The 14,803-nt window shown below is 61.9% G+C and carries 17 protein-coding genes; 4 read left to right on the top strand and 13 right to left on the bottom strand.

What is annotated here, in order from left to right:
• Positions 1-29 precede the first annotated feature (29 nt).
• Positions 30-1,718 (bottom strand): ShlB/FhaC/HecB family hemolysin secretion/activation protein, encoded by a 1,689-nt coding sequence (locus tag AERO9A_RS11190; protein ID WP_159972031.1) that lies wholly within the window; start codon positions 1,716-1,718, stop codon positions 30-32.
• Between the two features lie 226 nt (positions 1,719-1,944).
• On the opposite strand from AERO9A_RS11190, the gene AERO9A_RS11185 reads away from it, so the two are divergent.
• The gene (locus AERO9A_RS11185) at positions 1,945-2,778 is read left to right on the top strand and encodes an ion transporter (protein ID WP_159972030.1); all 834 of its coding nucleotides are present in this window, start codon (positions 1,945-1,947) and stop codon (positions 2,776-2,778) included.
• A gap of 99 nt (positions 2,779-2,877) precedes the next feature.
• Positions 2,878-4,335 (top strand): DASS family sodium-coupled anion symporter, encoded by a 1,458-nt coding sequence (locus tag AERO9A_RS11180; protein ID WP_159972029.1) that lies wholly within the window; start codon positions 2,878-2,880, stop codon positions 4,333-4,335.
• 94 nt (positions 4,336-4,429) lie between these two features.
• Here the strand turns inward: AERO9A_RS11180 and AERO9A_RS11175 are convergent, their stop codons facing one another.
• The 10 genes from AERO9A_RS11175 to ccmA form a co-directional block, all read right to left on the bottom strand.
• Positions 4,430-4,753, bottom strand: coding sequence for a hypothetical protein (locus AERO9A_RS11175; protein WP_159972028.1), 324 nt, complete (start codon positions 4,751-4,753; stop codon positions 4,430-4,432).
• Positions 4,750-5,955, bottom strand: a complete 1,206-nt coding sequence (gene ccmI / locus AERO9A_RS11170; protein ID WP_159972027.1) for a c-type cytochrome biogenesis protein CcmI — start codon at positions 5,953-5,955, stop codon at positions 4,750-4,752. Before ccmI ends, AERO9A_RS11175 begins: the two co-directional genes overlap by 4 nt.
• Entirely contained in the window at positions 5,952-6,437 is a 486-nt protein-coding gene (locus AERO9A_RS11165) for a cytochrome c-type biogenesis protein (RefSeq protein WP_159972026.1), read from the bottom strand. The genes ccmI and AERO9A_RS11165 overlap by 4 nt, the downstream gene beginning before the upstream one ends.
• Positions 6,434-6,973 (bottom strand): DsbE family thiol:disulfide interchange protein, encoded by a 540-nt coding sequence (locus AERO9A_RS11160; protein WP_159972025.1) that lies wholly within the window; start codon positions 6,971-6,973, stop codon positions 6,434-6,436. Before AERO9A_RS11160 ends, AERO9A_RS11165 begins: the two co-directional genes overlap by 4 nt.
• The gene (locus AERO9A_RS11155) at positions 6,970-8,940 is read right to left on the bottom strand and encodes a heme lyase CcmF/NrfE family subunit (protein WP_159972024.1); all 1,971 of its coding nucleotides are present in this window, start codon (positions 8,938-8,940) and stop codon (positions 6,970-6,972) included. Before AERO9A_RS11155 ends, AERO9A_RS11160 begins: the two co-directional genes overlap by 4 nt.
• Positions 8,937-9,425, bottom strand: a complete 489-nt coding sequence (ccmE, locus tag AERO9A_RS11150) for a cytochrome c maturation protein CcmE (RefSeq protein WP_159972023.1) — start codon at positions 9,423-9,425, stop codon at positions 8,937-8,939. The genes AERO9A_RS11155 and ccmE overlap by 4 nt, the downstream gene beginning before the upstream one ends.
• Entirely contained in the window at positions 9,422-9,598 is a 177-nt protein-coding gene (ccmD, locus tag AERO9A_RS11145) for a heme exporter protein CcmD (protein WP_159972022.1), read from the bottom strand. The genes ccmE and ccmD overlap by 4 nt, the downstream gene beginning before the upstream one ends.
• Positions 9,595-10,350: a heme ABC transporter permease gene (locus AERO9A_RS11140; protein WP_159972021.1), complete on the bottom strand. Its 756-nt coding sequence runs from the start codon at positions 10,348-10,350 to the stop codon at positions 9,595-9,597. Before AERO9A_RS11140 ends, ccmD begins: the two co-directional genes overlap by 4 nt.
• Before the next feature lie 93 nt (positions 10,351-10,443).
• Positions 10,444-11,115, bottom strand: coding sequence for a heme exporter protein CcmB (ccmB, locus tag AERO9A_RS11135; protein WP_159972020.1), 672 nt, complete (start codon positions 11,113-11,115; stop codon positions 10,444-10,446).
• Positions 11,112-11,756 carry a cytochrome c biogenesis heme-transporting ATPase CcmA gene (gene ccmA / locus AERO9A_RS11130; protein WP_159972019.1) on the bottom strand — a complete coding sequence of 215 codons (645 nt, stop codon included), beginning with the start codon at positions 11,754-11,756 and terminating at the stop codon, positions 11,112-11,114. The genes ccmB and ccmA overlap by 4 nt, the downstream gene beginning before the upstream one ends.
• Positions 11,757-11,953: 197 nt before the next feature.
• On the opposite strand from ccmA, the gene AERO9A_RS11125 reads away from it, so the two are divergent.
• The gene (locus AERO9A_RS11125) at positions 11,954-13,486 is read left to right on the top strand and encodes a flagellar hook-length control protein FliK (protein ID WP_159972018.1); all 1,533 of its coding nucleotides are present in this window, start codon (positions 11,954-11,956) and stop codon (positions 13,484-13,486) included.
• Positions 13,483-13,824 (top strand): EscU/YscU/HrcU family type III secretion system export apparatus switch protein, encoded by a 342-nt coding sequence (locus AERO9A_RS11120; RefSeq protein ID WP_159972017.1) that lies wholly within the window; start codon positions 13,483-13,485, stop codon positions 13,822-13,824. The genes AERO9A_RS11125 and AERO9A_RS11120 overlap by 4 nt, the downstream gene beginning before the upstream one ends.
• A 68-nt stretch (positions 13,825-13,892) precedes the next feature.
• Here AERO9A_RS11120 and AERO9A_RS11115 read toward each other — a convergent pair whose 3' ends face one another.
• Positions 13,893-14,315 carry a DUF2802 domain-containing protein gene (locus AERO9A_RS11115; RefSeq protein ID WP_159972016.1) on the bottom strand — a complete coding sequence of 141 codons (423 nt, stop codon included), beginning with the start codon at positions 14,313-14,315 and terminating at the stop codon, positions 13,893-13,895.
• Between the two features lie 3 nt (positions 14,316-14,318).
• Positions 14,319-14,798: a chemotaxis protein CheW gene (locus AERO9A_RS11110; RefSeq protein ID WP_159972015.1), complete on the bottom strand. Its 480-nt coding sequence runs from the start codon at positions 14,796-14,798 to the stop codon at positions 14,319-14,321.
• Between the last annotated feature and the right edge of the window lie 5 nt (positions 14,799-14,803).

Raw genomic sequence — 14,803 nt, 5'->3', positions numbered from 1 at the left:
CTCCAACCAGCCATCCGGCCGGCAAATCATCAGAAAAAAAGATCGAAGCGGAAATAGACCGGACGCTCGTCGCGCGCGATTGCATCAGGTCGGTCAAGGGAGTGGGCGAAACTCACCGAAGCGGCTAGGTTCTGACCGCGCAGGGCAAATTCGAGGGCGTTGCCGCTCATGCGCCCGCGTTGTTCGGGGTTGTAGCGGCCACCGTGGATCACCCCGACGTCATAGGCGAAGGCCAGGCTGTACTCGTGAACGAAGGGCCGCAGCACTTCCCAGCTCACCGGGCGGCGCCAGCGCAACTGGTTGCGCCAGTAGCCGCCGCTATCGCCGGACAGCGACTCCTCCTTGAAACCGCGCACCGAGCTCAGCCCACCGATGCTGATACGTTGCGGGCTGAACAGCACGTCTTCACTCTTCTGCCCGTAGGCCAGGCTGTCGAAGCTGAAGGATTGGCCCCACAGCTCGAACGGCTGCAGGTAGCTCAGGGTCAGGCTGTATTTGTTGTAGCGCGCCACCGGCTGGCTGCCCTGCGGATCACCAGCACGCTGGGCGTCGAAGGCACCGATGCCGCGCTGCCAGCCGATATCGGCGTTGACGAAGGCCGTGCCGATACGGCGGCCATGGTTGAAGCCCAGTTGCGCTTCGGACAAGCGCGTGCTGGAGGTGTCGATACGGTTGCCGAGCAGGAAGTTGTTGCTGCGCTGGTGGCTGACCCCCAGGTTGAAGGCGGTCTTGCTCACAGCATCGCGATGCAGAACACGTTCACCACGCAGGGCGTGGGTCTGGCTGTCGCCGTCCTGGTCGAAGATGAAGCCATTGCCCTCGCTCTGTGTGCGGTAGTAGCTCTGGCTGAAGCTGTAGCTGACGTTCCACCAACCGTAGGGCACCTGGTAGATCAGGCTCTGGCTGTGGGAGTGGCGATAGGTGTCGCTGACCGCATCGCCCGTGGCACGCAGGCTGAGTTGATCGGCCAGACCGAGCGGGCTGTCCCAGTCGAAATTCAGACCCCACTGCTGCTCGCCGGTGCTTTCCTGACCATCATTGTTGCGACTCAGGCCAGCACGCCAAGGCTTGCTGCGCTTGCCCTGCAAGCGCACGCGGCTGCCGCCGACCTCTTGCCCCGGTACCAGCTCCAGTTGCGCCTGGCGCGATGGCAGGCGATTGAGCTGGTCGACCAACTGTTCTAGTTCACGAAGATCCAGCACTTCGCCGGTCTGGCCGGGAAAGCCCATGACCAGTTCACGGTCGGAGGCCAGCTCGGAGCTGTCCAGCCCCTCCAGGCGCCCTTCCACCACGATGACGCGCAGCTCACCGGAGGACAGATCCTGCTGCGGCAGGTAGGCCCGCGACGTGACGTAACCACGGTCGATATAGAACTGGGTGATGGCCTTGAGCAGCTCGTTGAGCTTACCGACACCGAGGCACTGCCCGGCGAAGGGCTCGAGAATATGTGCCTGGTCGGCCTGGCTCAGCAGATTCGCCCCGTCGAGACGAATCTGCCCGATATCGAAGCATCGCTCGTCTTCGACTGGAGCGTTCTCGAGCTGGGGTCTATTGCCGGGTAGTTGACGAAGATCCTCAAGGCGCTGTTGCTGCTCCTGCAGCAAGCGCTCCTGGCGATCACGGATCAGCGCACGCTCACCCGGTGTTTCGGCCAGAACAGGGGTCGACAGCGACAGTGCACATAGCCATACGGCCAAAGGGCTACAACGGAAAGCCATGCTTTCAGTCCTTTGAATAGCGGAATAATGGCGGCGTTATTTCGGCGAAATTAGAACACGTAGCACAAAGCCATCAAACGTCAATTTGCTGAGCGACGTCACAAATTGCCCTATCGACAGGCCGTTTCCAGACGAATGGCAATTGGCTAGCCGCGCAGTCACGGGCTTGCCACTGCCCGCTAACGCTGCCTAGGCTTGCCCCTCGCACCCCTAGGAGAATCATGCCGTGGACAAAGGCCAGACCTGGCGCCAGCGCCTGTACATCATCATCTTCGAGACCAGCACCCGTGCCGGGCAGCGCTTCGACAACTGGCTGCTGCTGGCCATCCTCGCCAGTCTGGTGGTGGTGATGCTCGACAGCATCGAGCGCTTTCACACTCAACATGCCGATGTGTTCAGCATGCTGGAATGGGGCTTTACCCTGCTGTTCGCCATCGAATACGGCCTGCGCCTGTATTGCTCGCCCAAACCGCTGCGCTACGCCTTCAGCTTCTTCGGCTTGGTCGATTTGCTCGCCGTGCTGCCGGCCGTGCTGGCGTTGATATTCGTCGATGCGCAGTACCTGATGATCGTCCGGGTCATTCGCATGGTGCGTGTCTTCCGTATCCTCAAGCTGCGCCAGTACCTGACTCAGGCCAACTTTCTGCTGGTGGCGCTACGCGGCAGCAAGCAGAAGATCATCGTCTTTCTGGTCACGGTCTCCACGCTGGTAACCGTATTCGGCGCGCTGATGTATGTAGTCGAGGGCCCGAGCAATGGCTTTACCAGCATTCCCATCAGCATCTACTGGGCGGTGGTGACGCTGACCACCGTGGGATTCGGCGACATCACCCCGCAGACGCCCGTGGGGCAGATGCTGGCTACGATGGTGATGATCACCGGTTATTCGATCATCGCCGTACCCACCGGTATTTTCACCGCTGAACTGGCCACGGCGATGCGCCAGGAAGGGCAAATGGAGCACGACTGCCCGCACTGCCATAAGTCGCGCCATGAGCACAGCGCTGCTTTTTGCAACCGCTGCGGCGGGCCGCTGTTCAAACGCCAGCACGAGGGTTAGCCCACCCAGAGACGCAGCGAAGCAAACCATAGGGAGCGGGCGTGGTCTGACAGGGGCTCACAAAGCTACAAACCGCCCTTTAGCAGAAGGAAGCGCCCTATGGCTGTAACCACCAATAATTCGACAGCACCAGCCAAAGCCGCCTGGGTAGGCCTTGTCCTCGGCCCTGTGCTGTTGCTGCTATGCCTGTTCACCGAACCACCGAACGGTCTTTCCGAGGCTGCCTGGGCCACGGTCGGGCTGACCCTGCTGATGGCCACTTGGTGGTCGACCGAGGCTATCCCGATTCCCGCCACCTCGCTGCTGCCGATCCTGCTGATCCCGGCGCTGGGCATCGACAGCCTCAACGCGGCGACCGCGCCCTATGCCAACCCCACCATCTACTTGTTCCTCGGCGGTTTCGTTATCGGTCTGGCAATGGAGCGCTGGAACCTGCACAAGCGCATCGCCTTGATGACGCTGCTCGCAGTAGGCAGCAAACCGAGTCGCCAGGTGGCTGGTTTCATGCTGGCCACCGCCTTTCTCAGCATGTGGGTGAGCAACACCGCTACCACGATCATGATGCTGCCCATCGGCCTCTCCGTCGTAGGCCTGCTGGCCGACGAGCAAGGCGCCAGCGCAGCCGAACGCAAGCGTTTCGCAACCTCACTGCTGCTGGCCATTGCCTACGCTGCCAGCATCGGCGGTATCGCCACGCTGATCGGTACGCCGCCTAATGCGCTGCTTGCCGCATTCCTGGCAGAAAACTATGACGTACAGATCGGTTTCGGTCAGTGGATGTTGATTGGTTTGCCGGTAGCGAGCCTGATGTTGGTGTTTACCTGGTGGTGGCTGACTCGTGGCGGTTTCGCACTCAGTAGCCACGATAGCAACGCGCTGATCCGCCAGGAGCTGGACGGACTCGGCCCACTCAGCCGTGGTGAGAAGCTGGTGGCGCTGGTGTTCGTGGCCACCGCCCTGGCCTGGGTCTTCCAGCCACTGATCGTTGGGCTCGTGCCAGGGGTCAATGACACCAGCATTGCCATTGCCGCTGCCCTGGCGCTGTTCATCATCCCTGTGGATGCTGATAAGCGCGTATTCCTGATGGACTGGGAAAGCGCCAGCAAACTGCCCTGGGGCGTGCTGCTGCTGTTTGGCGGAGGCTTGACTCTGGCGGCGGTGATCGGTAACACCGGGCTGGCAGCATGGATTGCCCAGGGGCTCGGTAGCCTCGGCGCGCTGCCCACTCTGGCGATGATCGGGCTGGTGGTACTGGTGATCATCTTCCTTACCGAGGTGACGTCCAACACCGCCACGGCAGCAGCTTTTCTACCGCTGCTCGGCGCGCTTGCCGTGTCGCAGGGAATGCCTGCCGAGCTGCTGGCAATCCCTGCGGCCATTGCCGCCAGTTGTGCCTTCATGATGCCGGTAGCAACCCCGCCGAATGCCATCGTGTTCGGGACCGGGCACATGCGTATTCAATCGATGATCAAGGCCGGCTTTGCCCTGAACCTGTTCGGCGTGGTGCTGGTGACGCTGCTCAGCTACCTGCTGGTGGGGCTGATCTGGGCGCATTGAGCCCCTAAGAAAAACGGCGCCTACGGGCGCCGTTCTTATGTAGGGCGGGTGCAACCCGCCAGAACCGAGGCGGCGGGTTGCACCCGCCCTAGCCTCAACGGTTCTGATAATGCCGAAACAAGCCTGGCGGGATGCCTGAGCTGTCCGTTGCCTGCCATGGCCCACCCGGTTGCGTCGACCAGCTCCACCCCCCATCGAAGCGATAGAAGACACGCTCGCGGTAGAACAGATCAGACCGTCCCTCGACCACATAGACGCCCAACGCCGGGCTCCAGTGGCTTTTCACGGCAGGCGGCGGCGCATAACGTGGATGCGAGGGCTGCTGCACCGGCGGCAAATCATTAAGCGGAGCACCTGGCTGCACGGCGCAGCCTGTGAGGCCAAAACCGAGCACGCAGAGCAGTACCAGGCGCTTCATTGAGACTGCCCATCGCGGCTGTCGATCACCACGCTCTGCACCTCACGGGCGGTGTTCGGCACCGGGCCAAGTTTGCCAATCCACTCGCCCTGCGTGGCATTGCCGGCACGCGAGACACGGGCGAGCAGTTGCACCTGCTCGAAGCCTGAGAGTTTCAGCTCCGGCATCATCGCATCGACATCGGAGAGACTGACCTGCGCGGGTAGCTCGGATACCTTCAGGCGCTTGACCGCCAATGGCATCGGCGGGCCGCTGAGGGCACGGGCGAAAATAAATACGGCGTCATCCGGCTGCACCTGCGCCTGCACATCGGGCGCCAGCGAGACGCTGACCTCCAGGGCGTGCACCTTGGCCGCAGACTCGGCGGCTGGGCTGGGCTGCTCGCCCATCTGCTCGCGGGCACGCTCGATGCCGCCAGCGATGGCGACACGTGACGGGTCCTGCTCGGGCAACACCGCCACCAGGCGCTCCCAGTAATGCACGGCATCGGCATAACGCTGGCTTTCGTAGGCGGCAATACCGAGCAGACCCAGGCTGGTGACTTCCTGCGCATCAGCTTTCAAGGCCTCATCAGTCAGCGCCTGCATTTGCGCACTCCACTGCTTGTCATTGGCGAAGTACAGGGCCTGAGCCCACTGCCCGAGCAGCTCGGGGGCGCGCCCCGCCAGGCCAACAGCCTGCTCGAAGGCCTTGGCGGCATCGACCGCGCGCTCCTGCGCCATATAGGTACGGCCAAGGAAGTACCAAGCCTCGGCGGAGTCAGGTGTTTCCTTGACCGCGCGCTCCAGACGCGCAGTCATTTCGATGATGTTTTTCGGTGCTTGCGCGGCCATCTCACGCGCTTGCTGCAATGGCTCCAGCGCGCCCCAGTGCATGTACAGGCCGATGCCCACTACCGGCACCAGAATGGCCGCCAGCAGCGGAATCTTGCCGCCCAGCACACCACTGCGGTGCTGCACGCCCTCGGTATCGGTCAGCAGTTCACGAGCCGCCTCGGCACGCCCGGCCGCCAATTGCGCATCGTCGAGCACGCCACGCTGGTGCTGCGTCTGCAGCTCCTGCAGGCGCTCCTGATAGAGGGTGACATTGAGGGCCGTGCGGTCTTCTTCGGCCTGCAACTTGCGTACGCGCAGTACGGGGATCAGCAGGAACGCCAAGGCAGTGAGCAACAGCAGCCCGGCGGGCAACCAGAAATCGATCATGGGGTTTTCTTGTCCTGAGAGGCTTGTTCGAGCAGTGCCGCGAGACGCTGCTGTTCGTCGAGACTAAGGCCAACGTCAGGGCGCGCCTGCTGCCCACGGCGGCGCAGGACAATCACCCCGAGCACGCCAAAGCCAATCAGCAGCAAACCTGCCGGACCGTACCAGAGCAGCAGGGTGCGGCTGGTCACAGGCGGGTTGTAGAGGACGAAGTCACCGTAACGCGCGACGAGAAAGTCGATGATCTGCGCGTCGCTCTTGCCCGCTTCGACCATCTGGTAGACCTCGTTGCGCAGATCCATGGCGATCGGCGCATTGGAGTCAGCGATGTTCTGGTTCTGGCACTTGGGGCAGCGCAGTTCTTCGACCAGGGTGCGGTAGCGCTCGCGCTCGGCATCGTTGGCGAACTCGTAGGTGTCGATAGCGGCATGGGCGCTGGCGAGCAACCCAAGGGCCAGGCCGGTGGCGATCAGCAGACGTTTCATGGCTGAGCCTCGTCAACCAGTTGCTGGTAAATCGGCGCCAGTTGCTCGCGCCAGACGCGCTCGTCGATAGGGCCGACAAACTTGTGCCGAATGATGCCCTGAGCATCGATGAAGAAAGTTTCCGGCGCGCCATAAACGCCCAGATCCAGGCCCAGGGTGCCCTTGGCGTCTTCGATATTGAGTTGATAAGGATTGTGCAGCTCACGCAGCCACTTCTGCGCTGGCTCACGGTCATCCTTGTAGTTGATCCCATGAATCACCACACCGGCTTCGGCCAGCTTGTTCAGCACCGGGTGCTCGTGGCGGCAGGCCGGGCACCAGGTGCCCCAGACATTGACCAGGGCCGGTTTGCCCTTGAGGTCATCCTGGCTCAGGGTGCGCGAGGGATCGGTCACCAACGGTAGGCTGAACGCCGGGAACGGCTTGCCGATGAGTGCCGATGGCAATTCGGACGGATCGAGGAACAGACCGCGATAGAGCAATACAGCAATGGCCAGGAAAGCCAGCAGCGGTAGCAGCAGTAATAGACGTCTCATGCGCTTGCCTCCATGCCCAGCGCTTCGCGCACACGGGTTCTGACCTTGATGCGGTAACGCTTGTCGGCAGCGGCGAGCAAGCCGCCGAAGGCCATCAGCAAACCGCCGAGCCAGATCCAGCGGACGAAGGGCTTGATATGCACGCGCACAGCCCAGGCGCCCTGCTCCAGCGGCTCGCCGAGGGCGACAAACAGGTCACGAGTAAAACCAGCATCGATGCCCGCCTCGGTCATGGTCGCTTGCTGCACGGTGTACAGGCGTTTCTCCGGGTGCAGCACCTTGATCTGCCGCTCGCCGTCGAAGACCCGCACCGTGCCCTTGTCGGAAATGAAGTTGGGGCCTTCGAAATGCTCGGCACCGTCGAACTGGAAGCGATAGCCGCCCAGTTCCACCGAGTCGCCCGGTGCCATGCGCAGGTCGCGCTCGTAGCTGCCCAGGCTGGTCAGCACCACGCCGAGGGCGCAGAAGGCGAAACCAAAATGCGCCAGTTGCATGCCCCAGTAGCTGCGGCCCAGGCTCGACAGGCCCTTGAGCAAGCCTTTGTGACGGGTCTTGTCGAGCACATCGCGCACACCGGCCAGGATCACCCAGAAAGCCAGCAGACAGACGGCCAGCACCGCCCAGTGGAAGTCACCAATCAGGAAGGTGGCGATCAGCGCTAGCACCACACTGGCCAGCAGTACCGGCGTCAACATGCTGCCCAGCCATTTCAGCGGAGTGTCCTTCCAGCGCACCAGCACACCGACGGCGATCACCGCCATCAGCAGCCCCATCAACGGCAGGAACAGCGCATTGAAGTAAGGCGGGCCGACCGACAGCTTGGCGCCGGTCAGGGCGTCGAGCACCAGCGGGTAGAGGGTGCCGAGCAGGATCATCGCGGCGGCCACCACCAGCACGATGTTGTTGACCAGCAGCAGCGTCTCGCGCGACCACAGGCCAAAGCCAACTTGGCTGCGTACCACCGGCGCGCGCAGGGCGAACAACGTCAGCGAGCCGCCCACCACCACCAGCAGGAAGGCAAGGATGAACACGCCGCGCTCCGGGTCGGTGGCGAAGGCATGCACCGAGGTCAGCACGCCAGAGCGCACCAAGAAGGTACCGAGCAGGCTGAGGGAGAAGGCAGCGATGGCCAGCAGCACCGTCCAGCTCTTGAACACGCCGCGCTTCTCGGTCACGGCCAGCGAGTGGATCAGCGCGGTGCCCACCAACCAGGGCATGAACGAGGCGTTCTCCACCGGATCCCAGAACCACCAGCCACCCCAACCCAGTTCGTAGTAGGCCCACCAGGAACCGAGCGCGATACCAATGCCGAGGAAAGCCCAGGCCACGATGGTCCAGGGCCGCGACCAGCGCGCCCAGGCAGCGTCCAACTTGCCGCCGAGCAATGCGGCGATGGCGAAGGCGAAGGCCACGGAGAAGCCTACATAACCCATGTACAGCATCGGCGGATGCACGATCAGGCCGAAGTCCTGCAGTAGCGGGTTGAGGTCACGACCGTCGACCGGCACGTTGGGCAGCAGCCGCTCGAAGGGATTGGAAGTGATGATCAAAAACAGCAGGAAACCGACGCTGATCATGCCCATCACCGCCAGCACACGGGCCAGCATCTCTTCCGGCAGGTGGCGCGAGAAGATCGCCACGGCGAACGTCCAGCCACCGAGGATCAGCGCCCACAGCAACAAGGAGCCCTCGTGCGCGCCCCATACGGCGCTGAACTTGTAGTACCAGGGCAGTGCCGTGTTGGAGTTACTGGCCACGTAGGCAACGGAGAAATCGTCGACCATAAAGGCGTAGGTCAGGCAGACGAAGGAGAACAGCAGGAAGACAAACTGCCCCCAGGCCGCCGGCTGCGCCAGGCTCATCCACTGGTGGTCGCCGCGCCAGGCGCCGATCAGCGGCAGCGTGGCCTGTACGGCTGCCAAGCACAGAGCCAGTATCAACGCCAGGTGGCCGAGTTCAGGAATCATTGCGCGCGCTCCTGCTGATAACCCTGCTTGCCTGCAGTCGCCGCGTCGTGCTGCTGCTTCATCCCGCTCTTCTCCAGCGCCTGCATCACTTCCGGTGGCATGTAGTTTTCGTCGTGCTTGGCCAGCACCTCGTCGGCCACCAGCACGCCCTGCTCGTTGACCCGGCCGAGGGCAACAATGCCCTGCCCTTCGCGGAATAGATCCGGGAGGATGCCGTGGTAACGGATGGTCACCTCATGGGCGCCATCGGTGACGACGAAGTCCACTTCCAGCGAATCAGCCGAACGCTTCACCGAACCTTCCTCGACCAGGCCGCCCGCGCGAATGCGAGTGCCCTGTGGCGCCTCGCCATTGGCAATCTGCGTAGGGGTGTAGAACAGGTTGATGTTCTGCTGCAGGGCGCTAAGCGCCAGCGCCACGGCGACGCCCACACCACAAAGAATGGCGAGGACGATGTACAGGCGTTTCTTGCGAACCGGATTCACTTGGACTTCTCCCGGCGCAAACGGCGCGCCTCGTCTTGCAGGTAACGGCGACGCGCCAACATCGGCAGAGCCACATTCAACGCCAGAACCGCCAGGCTGATGCCATAGGCACTCCAGACGTAGGCACCATGGGTGCCCATGGCGAGAAACTCGGCAAACGAGGAAAAGCTCATGCCCGGCCCTCCACCAGCTTCTGCACTTCAGCCTTCACCCAGCTACTGCGTGCTTCGCGCTTGAGCACTTCCAGGCGCATGCGATAGAGCAGCACAGCGCCGAAGAAACAATAGAAACCCAGCACCCCGAGCAGCAGCGGCAGCCACATTTCAACGGGCATGGCCGGTTTCTCGGTGAGTTTGAAGGTGGCGCTCTGGTGCAGCGAGTTCCACCACTCCACCGAGTACTTGATGATCGGGATATTGACCACACCAACGATGGCCAGCACAGCGCAAGCCTTGGCGGCGCTGTCACGGTTGCTGATGGCGTTGCCCAGGGCGATGACGCCGAAATAGAGGAACAGCAGAATCAGCATGGAGGTCAGACGCGCGTCCCACACCCAATAGGTGCCCCAGGTCGGCTTGCCCCAGATGGCGCCGGTGATCAGTGCAATGAAGGTCATCCAGGCGCCGATGGGCGCGGCTTGCTGCAGGGCAACGTCGGCCAGCTTCATCTTCCATACCAGGCCGACCACACCGGCAACGGCAAGCATGACGTAGATCGACTGAGCCAGAAATGCAGCCGGCACGTGAATGTAGATGATGCGAAAACTGTTGCCCTGCTGGTAATCCGGCGGCGCGAAAGCCAGGCCCCAAACCAGACCTGCGATGATCAACAGCACCGCAGCGACACTGAGCCAAGGCAGCCAGCGGCCGCTCATCTCATAGAACCACTTGGGCGAACCCCACTTGTGAAACCACGTCCAGTTCATTCAGATCGCTCATCATCTACACGTAGCCCGGATGCAATCCGGGAGGCTATCGAGAACTCCTGGATTGCATCCGGGCTACATCACGGTTCGTTCTTATTCGCCGACACTGATGTTCAAGCCAGCGGCAATCGCAAAAGGTGTCAGGGTCACCGACAGAGCGGTGAGGCTCGCCAGCCACAACAGATGGCCGCTTGCCGGTAATCCTTGCAGAGCCGCCTGCAATGCCCCGCTGCCAAGAATCAGCACCGGGATGTACAGCGGCAAAATCAGCAGCGCCAACAGCAAGCCGCCGCGCTTGAGGCCAACAGTAAGCGCGGCCCCCACCGCGCCCAACAAACTCAACACTGGTGTACCGAGCAACAGAGAAGCCAATAACACCGGCAGACAACGCCCAGGCAACCCCAGCATCAGCGCCAGCAAAGGTGCCAGCAAAACCAACGCCAGGCCGCTGAATAACCAGTGTGCCAGCACCTTGGCCAACACCAGAAGAGGCAGTGGGTGCGACGAAAGGACCCACTGTTCCAGCGAGCCGTCCTCGAAATCACTGCGAAACAGCCCGTCCAGCGAGAGCAGCACGGCCAGTAGCGCTGCCACCCAGACCAGGCCCGGAGAAAGGGTTTGCAACAATTGTGTCTCCGGCCCCACCGCCAGGGGGAACAGGGCGATGACGATGGCGAAGAACACCAGCGGATTGGCCAGATCAGAAGGACGACGTGCCAGCAGACGCATCTCGCGGCTCAGCACTTGCGTGAATACATTGCTCATGCCACGTGCTGCCCCAGGTCGAGTTCGCGATAGGTCGACGGCTTGTGCTGCAGGCTGTGGTGCGTGGTCAGCACCACCACGCCACCACGTTCGCAATGCGCGGCCAGGTGCACCTCCAACTGCGCAACGCCGTGTTTGTCCAACGCGGTGAAGGGCTCATCGAGCACCCAAAGCGGCGGCGTGTCATCCAAATAAAGGCGTGCCAGAGCAACGCGGCGTTGCTGGCCGGCAGACAGCGTATGGCAAGGTACGTCTTCAAAACCTCTCAGACCGACCGCCTCCAGCGCCTGCCAGATCGACTCGCGACTGGCCGGACGATGCAAGGCACACAACCAGGCCAGGTTCTCCTCAGCCGTCAGCAAGCTCTTGATGCCGGCCGCATGGCCGATCCACAAGAGGTTACGCGCCAGCTCACCACGCTGTTCGGCCAGCGCTCGGCCCTGTAGCAGGATGTCCCCGGCGGTTGGCTGACGCAGCCCGGCGATCAACCGCAACAGGCTGGTCTTGCCACTACCATTGGGGCCACTGATCTGCAGCATGTCGCCGCTGTCGAGGCGCAATGCAAGATGCTCGAAGAGCATGCGCCAGTCCCGCTCACAACTGAGCGCCACGGCTTCGAGAAAAGGAACAGAAGAGGTCATCGATACCTGGCAGGGTTCAAGTCGGCGATGGTTCGGCCGCTATACTGAGGCGTGCCGGAGGCGCAGTGTGCAACGGGGCGGCATTATACATGTCATAGGACAACACCCGCAGTCGGCATTTTAGACAGGGTGTTAAGCTATCGCAGACAACGGATTTAGGGCGTACTCGTGCAGGAGTGCGCCACTCGTGAGAGCCCATGAGCGAAATCAGCAGCCCACGCCCGCTTCCCCCCTCGACGCCGGTGATGCGCAATACCGCTACGGCGGCTGACATGGCCGTGCGCCTTCTACAGCCACTGGAAGGCATGCTGGCAGCAGGAGAAAGCGCCAAGGCCGAAGTGGTCGCAGTACGCGAGCAAGCACAAAGTTTTCAGGTACTACTAAAACTGACCCTTGATGGCGGCAAGCAAACCACCCTGCAAGCCGAAAGCCCACGTCCATTGGCGCAGGGCAGCGCGCTGGTGGTAACCGCATTATCCGATACGCGTCTGGCCTTAGCGTTGCAAGCTGGCGGTGACAAACCACTGACCAACCTCGACCTGCAGCAATTACCGCCAGGCACGCTGGTACAGGGCAAAGTCATCAGCCGTGACGCCCTGCCAGCGCAGAACGCCCAGCAGGTCTATCGCGTGGTGGTCAACCTGCTCAACACTCCACTGGCTGGCAACAAACTGGCACTCGACAGCGCCATGCCGCTGCCGATTGGCAGCCTACTCAGCGCTCAGGTACAAGGCAGTCAGAGCCTCGCCTTTGTGCCGCTGAGTGGTCGCCTTGACCAACTGGTGCTGGGCCAACAACTGGCAGCCCAACAAAACCGGCAAGCCTCTCTGGAGGGCCTATTCAAGGGACTGCAAAGCCTGACGGGCGGCGATGATGCCCTGCGCGGCAGCATCGACAAGCTGCTCGGCGCACTACCGGACAGCAGCCAGCTAAGCGATGCAAAAGGCCTGGCAAAAGCCCTGGAAAGCAGCGGCTTGCTGTTCGAAAGCAAATTACTGCAAGGACAGACTGGCGCTCTACCACAGGACCTCAAAGCCAACCTGCTGCGGCTGGTCGCTCAATTGCTCCCGCAATTGCCAGGCGCCAGCCTTGCAGGCTTGCAAGGTGCGATCAGCCAGAACCTGCCAGCCCTAGCGCGCCAAATGCTAGGCATCAACAGCACCGGCAGCTCCGCACGCCAGCAAGCCTTGAGCTTTCCATTGCCCTCACGCCTGCTGCAAAACATGGAAGAAGGCGAAGCCGATCTGGAGGCACTGCTCAAGCTGGCCGCTGCGGCTATCTCACGACTCCAGACGCATCAGTTGTCGAGCCTGGCGCAAACTCAAGTCGACACCAACGGCAATCTGGTTACGACCTGGCAACTGGAACTGCCCATGCGTCACCAGCAGGACATCCTGCCGCTGCAGGTCAAGCTGCAGCGTGAAGAGAGCAACGCCAAACCGGACAAGAGCGAACACAGAGAACCGCTGTGGCGCATCGACCTGGCCTTCGACCTACCGCACCTCGGCCCATTGCAGGTACGTGCGCAGTTATTGCGCGGCAGCCTGTCCAGCCAGCTCTGGGCCGAACGAGCCGACACCACAGCGCTGATCAACGCCGAACTGAATCACCTGCGCGAGCGCCTACAAAACGCGGGGCTCGAAGTCGGTGAGCTGGCCTGCAACCAAGGTATGCCGCCGCAAGGACCGAAGACCTCACTGGAACAACGCTGGGTGGATGAAACCGCATGAGCCGCAAATCGCAGCCAGAACCGCGCCAGGCGATTGCCCTGAACTACGATGGCCAAAGTGCCCCCGTGCTCAGCGCAAAAGGCGATGACGAGCTAGCCGAAGCCATCCTCGCCATCGCCCGCGAATATGAAGTGCCGATCTATGAAAATGCCGAGCTGGTACGCTTGCTGGCCCGCCTGGAATTAGGCGACGCGATTCCCGAGGCCCTATATCGCTGCATCGCCGAAATCATTGCATTCGCATGGTATCTGCAAGGTAAGCGACCGCCCGGCTTCGATGAAGGCGGTGAGCGCGATGTGACGCCCAACCTCCTTCGGCTAAACGCCCCTGAAACCTGATGCCGACAACCACTCGAAGAGCGCCGACAACCCGAGGGGGTTAACGAGAGAAGTAAGCCGTCAGGACATCACTTCAACTGACTGGCGCGAGGCTGATGCAGGCGGCTGATCAACTCGGCCTCGGCCTTGCTAAGCCCGCAGGACTGGGTCAGATCATCAACACTGGCGCCCATCCCCACCAGACGTGCGGCCTGGGTAAAGGACAAACTGTTGGGGTCGCGCTGCTCGATCTGACTCACCTTGTCCGGCAGCGGCGCCACGATACGACGCAGTTCATGCAGCTCTTCGCCCATGCGAATACTGCCGGTCAGGTAAGTATCCAGGCGCTTGCCTAGCTCCCTAATTCGCGCATCGCGCGCGGCGTCACGCCTGGCCTGCTCCGCCATGAGCCGTTGCTGATTGCGATACAGGCCATTGCAGACGATGCCCAAGGCCACGCATAGCAGTGCCACGAAGGCCAGGGCCGCGGCGAGCATGGCAAACTCGGACATGGTTCAGATGCTCTCCAGCTCCGACCACTCTTCCTCGGACATCAACTTGTCGAGTTCGACCAGAATCAGCAGTTCGCCGTTCTTGTTGCAAACGCCCTGGATGAACTTGGCTGTCTCATCGTTACCGACGTTCGGTGCAGTCTCGATCTCGGATTGGCGCAGGTAAACCACCTCGGCGACGCTGTCGACCAAAATGCCCACAACCTGTTTGTCCGCTTCGATGATGACGATACGAGTGTTATCAGTCACAGGAGCCGAACCCAGACCAAAGCGCTGACGAGTATCGATCACCGTAACTACGTTGCCACGCAGGTTGATGATGCCCAGCACATAACTCGGAGCCCCAGGCACTGGCGCGATCTCGGTGTAGCGCAGGACTTCCTGCACTTGCATCACGTTGATGCCGTAGGTCTCGTTGTCCAGGCGAAAGGTCACCCACTGCAGAATCGGATCTTCGGCACCTTGTGCAGAACTTTTCTTCATGTCCC

The organism is Pseudomonas sp. 8Z (assembly GCF_902506535.1).
GTDB lineage: Bacteria > Pseudomonadota > Gammaproteobacteria > Pseudomonadales > Pseudomonadaceae > Aquipseudomonas.
Note: the sequence above shows the minus strand (reverse complement) of the source record. Positions and strands in the feature narration are given on the sequence as shown.

Bases quoted from the DNA above. Each gene is read 5' to 3' on its own strand.
- AERO9A_RS11190 (WP_159972031.1), bottom strand. From the start codon at position 1,718: ATGGCTTTCCGTTGTAGCCCTTTGGCCGTATGGCTATGTGCACTGTCG.
- AERO9A_RS11180 (WP_159972029.1), top strand. From the start codon at position 2,878: ATGGCTGTAACCACCAATAATTCGACAGCACCAGCCAAAGCCGCCTGG.
- AERO9A_RS11175 (WP_159972028.1), bottom strand. From the start codon at position 4,753: ATGAAGCGCCTGGTACTGCTCTGCGTGCTCGGTTTTGGCCTCACAGGC.
- ccmI (WP_159972027.1), bottom strand. From the start codon at position 5,955: ATGATCGATTTCTGGTTGCCCGCCGGGCTGCTGTTGCTCACTGCCTTG.
- AERO9A_RS11165 (WP_159972026.1), bottom strand. From the start codon at position 6,437: ATGAAACGTCTGCTGATCGCCACCGGCCTGGCCCTTGGGTTGCTCGCC.
- AERO9A_RS11160 (WP_159972025.1), bottom strand. From the start codon at position 6,973: ATGAGACGTCTATTACTGCTGCTACCGCTGCTGGCTTTCCTGGCCATT.
- AERO9A_RS11155 (WP_159972024.1), bottom strand. From the start codon at position 8,940: ATGATTCCTGAACTCGGCCACCTGGCGTTGATACTGGCTCTGTGCTTG.
- ccmD (WP_159972022.1), bottom strand. From the start codon at position 9,598: ATGAGCTTTTCCTCGTTTGCCGAGTTTCTCGCCATGGGCACCCATGGT.
- AERO9A_RS11140 (WP_159972021.1), bottom strand. From the start codon at position 10,350: ATGAACTGGACGTGGTTTCACAAGTGGGGTTCGCCCAAGTGGTTCTAT.
- ccmB (WP_159972020.1), bottom strand. From the start codon at position 11,115: ATGAGCAATGTATTCACGCAAGTGCTGAGCCGCGAGATGCGTCTGCTG.
- ccmA (WP_159972019.1), bottom strand. From the start codon at position 11,756: ATGACCTCTTCTGTTCCTTTTCTCGAAGCCGTGGCGCTCAGTTGTGAG.
- AERO9A_RS11125 (WP_159972018.1), top strand. From the start codon at position 11,954: ATGAGCGAAATCAGCAGCCCACGCCCGCTTCCCCCCTCGACGCCGGTG.
- AERO9A_RS11120 (WP_159972017.1), top strand. From the start codon at position 13,483: ATGAGCCGCAAATCGCAGCCAGAACCGCGCCAGGCGATTGCCCTGAAC.
- AERO9A_RS11115 (WP_159972016.1), bottom strand. From the start codon at position 14,315: ATGTCCGAGTTTGCCATGCTCGCCGCGGCCCTGGCCTTCGTGGCACTG.
- AERO9A_RS11110 (WP_159972015.1), bottom strand. From the start codon at position 14,798: ATGAAGAAAAGTTCTGCACAAGGTGCCGAAGATCCGATTCTGCAGTGG.